The following is a 12,569-nucleotide window of genomic DNA, read 5'->3' as shown; positions in this document are numbered from 1 at the left end:
TTATTCTAAGCAAAATACAGAGGCAGGAAGTTGGGCCTTGTTAAACAATTGAGGGGTATGTGCCGTATGCCAGGCAAAGCGAACCCGTTGGGGTGCTTTCACTTGATTACTTTTCAAAAGGATTGTAGCTCCTTTGATTTGGGCTTTTGCGGGATAATATACCCCATCCGCTCCTGCGATTTCAAACTGAGTATCGTTGGGATTTTTAAAATAAAGTCCGTCTCCATGATCAAAGATAAGTTGGATAGCTGATGGTAGTATAGTTTTAGTGGCGATAAGAGGACCATTAACCTCTTCAATGAGTGTTTTGAACTGGTATTTTAAGGCACAATTAGCCAAACGAACCCCCACTGTTTTTTTATTTTTAGGGTGAATGTCATCGGCAGTGGCTAAATCAGTGATTACTACCATTTGAGAATTCGGAATTCGGAGTGCCTTGCGTTGTGAATCCCTGAGTATAGGATTCGAAAAATCCGTTTGTGTAGGCGTACCATACTGTGCGATTTGCACATAGTAAAATGGAAAATCTTGTTTCCATTGAGTTCGCCATGATTGCACCAATGCTTCCAAGGTTTGATCGTATACGGTTGAACCCACATTGGACTCCCCTTGGTACCATAGCATTCCGCTCAGCTTGTATTCTGCTAACCCATGAATCATAGCGTTGTAGGTTTTACCGGGTAAAACTGGACCGTATTCGTTGGGTTGTAATTTAGCGGCAGCTTGAACAAGAACAGGGTTTGAAGCGATAGTTGTTTCTGGAATCCAAACTTCTGCGGGTGTTCCACCCCAAGCTGAAACAATGAGTCCGATGGGAACATTGGGAAACTGGGATTGCAAACGTTGGGCAAAAAAATAAGCCACAGCACTGGAATAGCGCATTACTTCGGGAGAGCAGGATTGCCATTGCCCGTTTACAGTATTCTGAGGACTATCTGCGGTGCATTTGGCCACAGTAAAAAATCGTATGGTAGGATATTGGGCCTTTGCCACTTCTGCTTCTCCATTGTCAATACCCCATGCTGCGGTCATTTCCATATTGGACTGTCCGGAACACAACCACACTTCACCTATTAAAATATCGTGCAAAGTAACCTCAGTGTACCCTTTGAATTTCAAGGTAAAGGGTCCGCCTTCTTTGGAAGTTGGTATTACAATTTCCCAACGCGCTGTGTTGGGTGTAATGACGGTGTAGGTTTGATTTGCCCACTCAGGTGTAATTTCAATCTTTTCCTTGGGTGTGCCCCATCCCCAGATTTTCACATCTGAATTACGTTGCAAAACCATGCCGTCTGAGAATTGGGACGGAAGTACAATCGCAGAGGCCGATAAAGTATATAGTGTGAATATAAAAAGGCAGATTTTATTTTTCATGAATAATTTTTTGGAAAAAAGGGTACAATTGTTGGGCCATTTGTGCATGATCGGACACGCTGGGATGTCCGGTACACCCGTGCGCAAAAACCGTTTGAAATTGAAACAACTGAATGCGTTTGTGTTGCTTATCCTTTTTAAAATGTTTAAGGACTGCTTCTAAAGCTATATTCAGCGCTTCTTTTTGCGCTCCTGAAACCATGGGACTGTCCAAAATTACTATTTGCGTATTTGGATAGCGCTGGTAGATATTCTCTATGAAGGCAATATAATTCGCGGTGTAGGTTGACGCATTAAACGGTAAACGTTTTTTGACGCCATCTCCGTAGGATAAATCATTTGTACCCAAACAAATACTCACAATTTCAGGTGCAAGAGAAGTGTTGTAGGGAACTGCGTTATTTTTGTCCAAATACAAATTATTGTAGACCTCTGGCATAATGGGCTCGCTTTGGTGTTCGTCGTTCCAATTACGATACATACCAATCCCTGATACCGAACTCAGTACAAAATCACAGTTGAGTTTTCGGGCCAATTCGGGACCATAAGCAAAGTAGGCATTGTGTTGGTCAAAATACTGGCCTTGGTTACAAGGAACTCCAGAAGTATCACTTTGAGCCCCGCAGGTAATGGAATCGCCAATGAATTCAATGCGTTTACGCGTGGGTACTTGGGAAGGAATTAAATTGGTCGTCGTAGTTAAGTCGATCAAAATATTTCCACTGGAGGCCTCGGTCGCTTTGTATAAGGTTACACGATGCTTTCCTGATGTATTCGCTTCAACTGCGAAGGGCTGCGCTGCTCCCGCATTAATAGTAAATCGTCCCTGTACTTGATCATCAACGACGAGTGTAAAGTAATTGTGGTGTTCCCATTGATCAACACTTTGCAATTGAATTTGGGCAGCAGTCCCTTCAAAATCGAAAGTTACAGAGGCTGCAGCCCCAATGAGCAGGAATTGACGAGGGGCTTTTTGATCAATTCGCCCCATAAGATGTACATTAACAACCTCTGGGGAAGACTGCGCGAATGTCAGTCCCCCAAAAGTTGCAAACATGAATAGTATTCGTATTTTTTTCACAGGAAATTATTAAAATGGTAATTGTAAAAATAAAGGAAAGCTGTAATATGGACTAATACAAAACCATCATTATTTGATATAAAATTGAAAATGTTTCATGCGTTTCCTGAATACCTTGTAATGTTTTAAATGAGCTTCCTTTTTCATTTTATTTATTGAAGTTAAACTCACGATATCAATGGTTTAAAATGTTAAATTAACTAACAAAAATTAGGGTAAAGAGTTACAGCATTGTTTAATTTAAATCCTAATGAAAAATTAATCTACAACCGAGGGCAAAGCCGTTATTTTATGTAACTTTGTGACCCTTTAAAAAACGGAAACACATGATTTTACGAAATTATTTGCGCCTAGTGGTACTTACTCTAACCGTACTCTTTGCGGGTACCTCCTATGGGCAATGTTTTGAAATTGAGAGTATTTTAGTGGACGCTTGTTCCCCTACCAATCCCACCAACGAAGAAGGCTTTAATGAAATGGTGCGCTTCAAAGTGGGTCCGAACCCCTTAAATACCGCCAACTTAACAGTAACTTGGCCGAATAATGCATGGGGAGGCGTTATTCAAAATGCCACTACAGCTAATATTGTGGCTCAATTAAATGCCAGTATCGCTGCTGCAGGAAACTGTGGCCAAATTCTTCAGCCTACGGGTGGTGTACTGCCAGCGAATGCAACCGTTTTGCTTGTGACGAGTCAGAATGTGAATGTGACGTTTAATTCGTTTGCTACACTGACGACAACCGTGTACATGATCTTTCAAAATAATACGGCCAATATCGGTGGCCATTTTGCCAATTACAATACCATACCGGGTACGCGAACCTTGGTCATGTCGTTTGGCGGAACGTGTGCCGATACGGTTACTTACGAACGCAGTTTATTGATTAACAATACGGGCGGCTATGGCGGACCCTTGACCAGTCAAGATGGAGCTGCTGTTAACTTTACGCCAGCAGGTGTGCCAACTTATGTGAACAATGGTTGTTTGGCCCCTGTACAACCTTTTACCGTAAATGCGGGTACCACCCAAACCGCTTGTCGTGGTGCTTCGATTAACCTTACCGGTACAGCTCAAGGCCAACAATCGGTGCAGTGGACGGCACCTGGGGGAACATTTACCAACCCCAATAGTCTAAATACTTCCTATACTTTACCCACAACGGGAACTTCGGTTACGTTAACCTTGACGGCTACCAACATTTGTGGTCTAGCGATTACTTCTACAGTGACGATTAACTTTACTACTGTAACCGATCCAACGGTAACTACTCCTGTGAATTACTGTCAGAATGCGGTGGCGACGCCATTAGTAGCTACACCGAGTACTGGTGGAACACTAAACTGGTACGGTACCAATGCAACTGGTGGAACGGCTTCAGCAGTAGCTCCAACTCCTTCAACTGCTACCTTAGGCACGTTTACCTATTATGTGAGTCAGACGATTGCAGGATGTGAAAGCAACCGTGTGCCGATTGTAGTGAATATTGCCAATACCGGACCATCATTGAACTTATTCTGTGATATGGCGAGTCCGAATACCACACCAACTTCTATCAACTTTGATTTTAGTAATGTAGGGCAAACGAATTTTACCTATACCTATACCGTTGCCGGAGGTGCTCCTGTAACGGGTACTTGGGTAGCGCCATCCAACTATACGGTGACAGGATTGAGTCCGGGGACTTCGGTGACGTTCACTTTACAAGCGAATGGAGTGGCCTGTGTTTCTCCCATGACCGTGACGTGTAATACACCTTGTTCGACATTTACCAACCCGAACTTCCCTGCTATTGGTTCGATCTGTCAAGGCAGTGCTGTTCCTACATTAGCGACCACTTCTCCCAACGGAATTAGTGGAACTTGGAGTCCGGCTACTATAAACCCGAATGCCTCAGGGTCGTATACATTTACCCCTGATTCTGTTTTGTTTCCATGTGCGAATCCACAAACGTTGACTGTGACGATAACACCCCAAGTAACGCCAACCTTTACAGCGATTGGACCGTTGTGTGCAGGAACGTCTTTTACGTTGCCAACTACCTCCAATAACGGTATTCAGGGAACATGGGATCAAGCCCCTAATTTGTTTGCAACAACGACCTATACCTTTACCCCGATTAACAGTGCTTGTGCGACGAGTACGACATTAACGGTTGTGATCAATTCCACTGGAACGCCTATCTTTAGTCAAGGGAATCAAACTTTTTGTGAAGATTTTGTCGTAACACAACCTTTATTACCCACTACTTCGAATAACGGAATTACGGGTACTTGGTCACCTGCTTCGATACAAACGGGGACTACAGGTGTTACCACCTACACCTTTACCCCGACTACCGGTCAGTGTGCTAATCAATATTCGTTTACTATCACAGTAACACCTAATGTGACGCCTACCTTTACCCCTGTTGCTGCCGTATGTGCAGGCACAGCCTTGAGTCCGTTGCCGACTACATCCAACAACGGGATTACCGGTACATGGTCGCCTGCCTTAAACAACACGGCAACGACAACCTATACCTTTACGCCGAATGGTACTCAATGTGCGAATACTACCACCTTACAGATTGTCATTACCCCTAAGGTAACGCCAACTTTTACCCCTATCAGTGCGTTGTGTTCAGGAACGACCACTAATCCGTTACCTGCTACTTCAAACAATGGAATACTAGGAACATGGTCGCCTGCCTTTAACAATACCGCTACAACAACCTATACGTTTACACCAAGTGCGGGTCAGTGTGCCAATACGGCTACTTTATCCGTGCCGATTACTGCACCTGTTGTCCCAACGTTTACGCAAGTGGCGCCGATTTGTATTAACACGACCTTTCCTTCTTTACCGACGACCTCAAATAATGGCATAACGGGAACTTGGTCGCCTGCACCCAATAATACAGCTACTACAACGTATACATTTACACCCAATACCGGACAATGTGCGACCACAACAACCATGACGGTGAATGTGATTAACAATTCGATTGTACCCACGTTCAATATTACCGCGACTCGCTGTCCGGGCTTGCCTTCTCCATTACCCACCACTTCTTTGAATGGAATTACAGGTGTTTGGACGCCAGCCTACACTCCGAATGCGAGTAACAACTATACTTTTACTCCGAATGCGGGACAATGTGCTACAACTGTGACCCAAGCGATTACTATTGTGGCTGCTCCCGTGATTTCGACCCCAACACCCTATATCGTTTGTGATGACAACAATGACGGCGTGGCATGTACGTTTGATTTGATAACGAAGATTCCAGAGATTACGACCAATCCATCGGTACAGGTTACCTTCCACGTGACGAATACCGATGCGCAGACCGGTTCGAATCCGATACCGCTCACGCAATTGTTCTGTAATAACGATTACGACCAACAAACCATTTATATACGTGTGTTTGACCCAGCAGCGCCGAACTGTCCGTCCTTAACTACCCTATTGTTAATCGTGAATAAAAAACCAGTAGCGACGACTCCTTTGGATTACCATAAATGTGACGATAACACGGATGGTATTGCGGTGTTTAATTTGAATACGGTAGTAAACCCTCAAGTGTTGGGTAGTTTAGCCGCTTCTCAGCATACAGTGACTTATTATACCTCACAAGCGGATGCTTTGGTTCCTCAAAATGCCTTATCAGGAACGAATGCTTTTGCTTCAGCATCGACGACTTTGTGGATTCGTGTTCAAAATAATTCGACTGGTTGTTTTGATGTGGTATCGGTGAACTTGGTAGTTGACCCACTACCGCTGTTACCTGCTGTTGGCTACTTCTCGCAATATGAATTGTGTGAGACTACCGCTCCAGTGGGCTTTGAAATCTTTAATTTGAATTCGCAACTTCCAACGATATTAAACGGGCAAACAGGCATCCAAGTGACGTTTTATCCGACCTTGGCCAATGCCAATGCCAATACGGGTGCGATTGCGAATCCGGCGGCCTATCAAAACGGAGCGCCGTACAACCAAACTATTGGTATACGTTTAACCAATACCACGACGGGTTGTTTTGTAGTAACGACCATGGACTTGGTCGTGAATCCAAAGCCGAGTATTTTGGTACCGACTGCACCTTATACCGTGTGTGACGACAACCAAGACGGTGTGGGTCAGTTTGACTTAAGTACGTTGACCCCACAATTGCTTTCGGGATCGCCTACACTTTATACCATTACGTACCACATAACGCAGATTGATGCGCAGACACCGTTGAACCCTATCAATGTGTCGGTTCCTTTTGTGAACAACGATCCGTTTACGCAAATCATTTGGGTTCGCGCCGAAGACCCGACTACGGGTTGTGTGACTATTGCACCTATTACGTTACAAGTAAACATTGCACCTATCGAGCCGTTTAACTTACCAACGATAAATAACTGTGATGTGGATAGTAATCCTACAGATGGATGTACGACTTTTAACTTAGCGTCACAGACTCCTGCGGTCTTAGCCCAACAAACTACAGCAGCTAACAATTATACCGTAACCTATTACACTTCACAAGCCGATGCGTCAGCTTCACCAGCGGGTATCAACCCGATTGTGAATACGACCAACTATACCGCTTGTGGTACGACGACCATTTGGGTGCGTGTGGAGCACAAATCCTCGCATTGTTTTGCGGTGGGTTCGTTTGACTTGCAAGTGAACTTAGCAACTCCTGTGAGTTTGCCTACCTTGTATGCGTTATGTGATGATGATACTACACCGAATAATCAATTCACCACTTTTGATTTGGTGAGTTTTATTGGGGCTACCCCTGGTTTGACGGTTAACTACTATTTGAATGCGGCGCATACACTACCTATTAGTAATCCTAGTGCGTTTATCAACACAGTAGCGGCTAACCAAACGATTTTCTTGGTATTGACCAATGCAACGGGCTGTAAGAGTTATTCCACGTTGACGGTGAAAGTATTACCCATACCGACGCCGAATACCAACCCACCCGCTTTGGCAGCGAAGTGTGATGATACCAACCCTGGCGATGGGTATGAGATTTTTGACTTGACGGTGAATGCCGCTTATATCTTAAACGGGCAAGCCAATGTGAGTTTGCATTACTATCCGAGTTATAACGATGCGGTGGCAAATACCAATGAGATTCTTACCCCAACGACGGCCAACGTGAATCAGAACGTATGGATTCGTGTGGAGAGCAACTTGAACATTGACTCGTTCAACGAACACTGTTATGTACTGGTTGAACAAGCCTTAACGGTGAATCCGTTGCCGACCTTGGTACAGCCTGTGGCCGATTACCAAGAATGTGACGACGATACCGATAACATCACCGCATTTAACTTAACAGCATGGGGTCAGGCCAACTTGCTTACGGGGAATGCATTGCCGCTGAGCAACTACAGCTTGAGTTTCTACGAAGATGCGGCACATACGGTATTGATTCCGAATCCAAGTAATTATTTAAACACCAGTTCGCCACAGCAATTGTGGGTGATTGCTACCAACACGACTACAGGTTGTCGCTCGGTAGTGGGTACATTCAACATCTTGGTGAATCCAAAACCATTGGCTACAGCACCGGGTCCATTCGACACGTGTGATAACGACGGAACGAATGATGGACAATTCAACTTGGATTTGAGTCAGTATGTAACGACGATTTTAACGGGACAGTCGGCAACCGACTTTACGGTAACTTTCTACAACACCCAATTGGATGCAGAGAATGAGACCAATGCCATTGCTGATTTAGTGAATTATATGGCCTATACCCATGCTATTTGGATTCGGGTAGAGGACAACTTGACGGGTTGTGCGCGTTTGGTTTCTTTTAATGCAACCGTTGCGCCGTTACCCGAGCCTGTGATTGAAACAGCCAATAACTCCCATGTGATTTGTGTGGACTTCCTTACGGATCAAGTGGTGCGTCCGTTGTTGTTGACCGCGAGCAACCTAATCCCAGGAACGTTTACCTACGAGTGGTATGAGGCATCCAACCCGACTACTGTCATTGGAACGGGATCGACCTATTTGGTAGACACTGCGGCTACGGGTGGAGCTACACGCACTTACACGGTAGTGATGACCAGCACGAATCCGACGCTACCTTGTAACCAAGCTTCGGCGAGCTTTGATGTGATACAATCGGGTCAAGCTGTGGTACCTGCAGGTACGGTAGGTTATGTGGTGACCAATGCCTTCTCCGACTTACAAACCATTACGGTGAATGTAGACGGTCATGGAACGTATGCGTACAGCTTAGACGACGGTCCGAGACAAACCTCGAATGTGTTTGAAAACGTACCGCTAGGAGAACACACCATCACAGTTTGGGATACCGAAGGAGGCATGGACAACAGTTGTGATCCGTTGGTAATTTCTGGCGTATCGATTATCGATTATCCGCATTACTTCACTCCGAATGGAGACGGTATTCACGATACGTGGAATATAGTAGGCTTACAAAACCAAGTGGATGCGAAGATTTACATCTTTGACCGTATGGGTAAATTGATTAAGCAAATCAGTCCAGCTTCACTAGGTTGGGACGGTACGTATAATGGGTACTTGATGCCGGGAACGGATTATTGGTTTAAGGTGGAGTATACTGAAGGAACTGAGAGGAAAGAGTTTAAGGCGCACTTTTCGTTGAAAAGATAGACTTTAGACTTTAGACGTTGGACATTAGACGTTAGACGTTAGACGTTAGACTTTAGACTTTAGACGTTAGACTTTAGACTTTAGACTTTAGACTTTAGACTTTAGACTTTAGACGTTAGACTTTAGATATGGAAGCTGCTCGTAAAAGGGCGGCTTTTTTTATTATTATAAATTTTATATTTTAAATTATAAATTATTGGTTTTGGAGCACAAGGTAACACTAGGTTTACACGATGTTACACAAGGTGTTGCCATGAACTCGCACCCACTCTTTTTTCTTGCTTCTTTCTTCTAAAAAATCCAAACTTCATCACTAGGAGAAAAACCGATTTGGGGATAGGAATAATACTTTGAAATTGGGTAGGAAGTCCTAGGGATTTATTGATTGGGAACTGTGATATTTGTACTAACAAAAACACGCATTACGAGATTCTCGATTTTCATAGTCGTAAATCGTGTTTGGCAAGACGAGGAAAAGGAAGCGGAAGCTTCCTTTTTTTTTGTTTCAGGTTTCAAGTTTCAGGTTGAAGGTTGAACTTTGTAAGTTGAAGTATTGTTTTTGAATCAAATATCTTACCAACTGTATGGGATTTCTCCTGGCGTCGAAATGACAAACTGGATGGGGAAAGGATGAATTGGTTTAAAAGTGGAAAGAGAAGGTTAAGTCGCAGTTGCTTGCGCAGTCACAGTCGCAGTCACAGTTTTCAGTGGGAGTTGTTTAAATTGCAGTATTGTTTTTGAATCAAATATCTTACCAACTGTATGGGATTTCTCCTGGCGTCGAAATGACAAACTGGATGGGGAAAGGATGAATTGGTTTAAAAGTGGAAAGAGAAGGTTAAGTCGCAGTCGCAGTCGCAGTTTTCAGTTGGAGTTGTTTAAATTGAAGTATTGTTTTTGAATCAAATATCTTACCAACTGTATGGGATTTCTCCTGGCGTCGAAATGACAAACTGGATGGAGTATTTTTTGCTAGCAAAAAAACATTTATGCGCAATCTTGTCATTTCGACGTAAGGAGAAATCCCATCCCAATTTTCACGTAATGAGTTTCAGGTTTCAGGTTTAAGGTTTCAAGTTGATTCCAAGTAAGTTCATGTTTGGGAATTCTCAGAAGCTTAGTGACTTAGCGTCTTAGTAGCTAGGAAAAGGTTTCAAGTTTCAGGTTTAAGGTTTCAAGTTGATTCCGTGTGATTTCACGTTTTTTTTAATTACTCATTAGCTTAGTGGCTTTGTGCATTTATGATGCAATAAAAAAACCCGATAACAGGGGAGCTATCGGGTTTGGGGTGGTTACAGCACTTCTAGAATGTTTAGCGAGCTGTATTCCTCATTTTTGAGGGGATAGAAGACGCCGTTGATTTCTTGACTGAAGGTGATCAACAGGAGGTAAAAGACAATTCCTGTTCCGACGGGCATTGCTGTGGGGGTCAAGGTGACATCGGTGGGGACCATTGATTCCAAAGGACGGGATTCGACGTTGCTGTAGGTCAATTGGTGTTCTTCAGTCACAAAGTCAAGATTCAGCACAGCCGTTTGAAAATTGATGTGCGAGGCTCCTCTGGGTGCTAGAATGTTTTCCTCAGTGATCAAATCGGTAATGGTTACCACCCCTGTCGCATTATCCAATTGAATTGGGATAAATACTATTTCGGATAACTGCCCCGTTTCGTTGAAATCAAATCCTTTTAAGATTGCTTTTCCCTCTGGGGTTTGAAGACCATTGGCTACCAATCGTTGTCCTCTTACGGATACGGTATCCAACTTTTTGATTTGTGTAAGATGCGTCATCAATCGGTTGTTCAATTTGTTGTTCTTTGCTTTGAATAACAAACTCCCTACGGATTTGCGCAACAATCCGGCTGCATTCATACTTAATCCGAACTCGGACATGTTTTCACGGGTACGTTTAAAACTGGGATCGTTTTTGATGCGCTCTCCTGTCATTGATGAACGACGACGTACAAAATTTTTCCCGTCTCTTTTGTAAAAGGTCAAGTTGTCTACTGACCCTTCGATGCTGATAATGCTGCTACTTTTAGCCATTTTTAAAAAAAATTAGTTAAACAATAATTTTAAAGTCGAGACAAAGAAATCACGATATAAAACACTGTGCAACAGAACACTACCGTCTGTGCCGTTTTTGCCAATTCGTATTCCTTTTGCCCATTTTTGCCGTTTTTGCCTAACTTAAAAAAGGGGTTGGGTACGGTTATCCTAAAGGTATAGTAACCTTTACCTAAAGGTATATATTAGGTAACCACGGGGATGATACGGGAATGATGCGGGGATGATGCGGAGTTAGTACGGGGTTAGAGAGGATGGTTTCAGGTTTCAAGTTTCAGGTTTCAAGTTAGCGCTGTTGCAGTTGACGTATTGTTTTTGAATCAAGTTTAGACAATACTAGATTGTCAATCGCATAAACTATGAATACTATGTTACTATGTGGTTGTTAAATTTTTACCACAGTTGCTTGCGCAGTTTACAGTCGCAGTCGCAGTTTGCAGTGGGGGTTGTTTGAATTGAAGTATTGTTTTTGAATCAAGTAAATTAACCAGACTAACAGTATTTAAGGATTATTTTCAAAGTATCAAGTCTGTATGCTAAAGTAATTTTTACTTTTTGTCTTGACACAAAAAGTAACCAAAAAGTCAAGGCAATTTCAGTATACAGTCGCAGTCGCAGTTTTCAGTTGGAGTTGTTTAAATTGAAGTATTGTTTTTGAATCAAATATCTTACCAACTGTATGGGATTTCTCCTGGCGTCGAAATGACAAACTGGATGGGGAAAGGATGAATTGGTTTAAAAGTGGAAAGAGAAGGTTAAGTCGCAGTTGCTAGCGCAGTTTACAGTCACAGTCGCAGTTTGCAGTGGGGGTTGTTTGAATTGAAGTATTGTTTTTGAATCAAATATCTTACCAACTGTATGGGATTTCTCCTTACGTCGAAATGACAAACTGGATGGGGTATTTTTTTGCTAGCAAAAAAACATTTATGCGCAATCTTGTCATTTCGACGTAAGGAGAAATCCCATCCCAATTTTCACGTAATGAAGGTTTCAGGTTTCAAGTTTCAGGTTTCAAGTTAGCGCTGTTGCAGTTGACGTATTGTTTTTGAAACAAGTATGGACAATACTAGATTGTCAATCGCATAAACTATGAATACTATGTTACTATGTGGTAGTTTAAATTTTTACCACAGTTGCTTGCACAGTTTACAGTCGCAGTCAAAGTCGCAGTCGCAGTTTTCAGTGGGTAATGGTTGGGTTTAGGTATGGTTACTTTACTGAGGTTGTGCGCTTTACTGATGGATATGTTAAAAATTTGGCACGGGATTTGTTGGAGGCATTTTAACCTAAAAAAATTATTCGCCAATTTTATGAGCACAACTTTTACGCTTTGCTAATGCCATGTTACGCATTTGCATTTATCCGAAAGACGTCGTGATTTTGACAGGGAAATCCGAACGTTATGGCCGAGAG

At 43.0% G+C, this 12,569-nt stretch carries 4 protein-coding genes; 1 reads left to right on the top strand and 3 read right to left on the bottom strand.

The features are described 5' to 3' along the window. Both OLM45_RS09090 and OLM45_RS09085 read right to left on the bottom strand, forming a co-directional pair. Nucleotides 1–1,374: a sialate O-acetylesterase gene (locus tag OLM45_RS09090; RefSeq protein WP_264509662.1), complete on the bottom strand. Its 1,374-nt coding sequence runs from the start codon at nt 1,372–1,374 to the stop codon at nt 1–3. After that, nucleotides 1,364–2,365 (bottom strand): SGNH/GDSL hydrolase family protein, encoded by a 1,002-nt coding sequence (locus OLM45_RS09085; protein WP_264509661.1) that lies wholly within the window; start codon nt 2,363–2,365, stop codon nt 1,364–1,366. The genes OLM45_RS09090 and OLM45_RS09085 overlap by 11 nt, the downstream gene beginning before the upstream one ends. A gap of 416 nt (nt 2,366–2,781) precedes the next feature. Between OLM45_RS09085 and OLM45_RS09080 the strand changes: the two genes are divergently transcribed. Beyond that, nucleotides 2,782–9,090 (top strand): T9SS type B sorting domain-containing protein, encoded by a 6,309-nt coding sequence (locus OLM45_RS09080; RefSeq protein WP_264509660.1) that lies wholly within the window; start codon nt 2,782–2,784, stop codon nt 9,088–9,090. Nucleotides 9,091–10,382: 1,292 nt separating this feature from the next. On the opposite strand, the gene OLM45_RS09075 is transcribed toward OLM45_RS09080, so the two are convergent. Then, on the bottom strand, nt 10,383–11,135 hold the full coding sequence (locus tag OLM45_RS09075) for a hypothetical protein (RefSeq protein ID WP_264509659.1): 753 nt from the start codon (nt 11,133–11,135) through the stop codon (nt 10,383–10,385). Nucleotides 11,136–12,569: the final 1,434 nt, after the last annotated feature.

Origin of the sequence: Flavobacterium sp. N1719, from assembly GCF_025947045.1 — a bacterium.
Lineage (GTDB): Bacteria > Bacteroidota > Bacteroidia > Flavobacteriales > Flavobacteriaceae > Flavobacterium > Flavobacterium stagni.
The sequence above is the reverse complement of the archived record's forward strand: the minus strand, read 5'-3'. Positions and strand labels throughout refer to the sequence as shown.

Excerpts from the sequence above, each read along its gene's own strand:
- OLM45_RS09090 (WP_264509662.1), bottom strand. The coding sequence starts at position 1,374 with ATGAAAAATAAAATCTGCCTTTTTATATTCACACTATATACTTTATCG.
- OLM45_RS09085 (WP_264509661.1), bottom strand. The coding sequence starts at position 2,365 with ATGGGGCGAATTGATCAAAAAGCCCCTCGTCAATTCCTGCTCATTGGG.
- OLM45_RS09080 (WP_264509660.1), top strand. The coding sequence starts at position 2,782 with ATGATTTTACGAAATTATTTGCGCCTAGTGGTACTTACTCTAACCGTA.
- OLM45_RS09075 (WP_264509659.1), bottom strand. The coding sequence starts at position 11,135 with ATGGCTAAAAGTAGCAGCATTATCAGCATCGAAGGGTCAGTAGACAAC.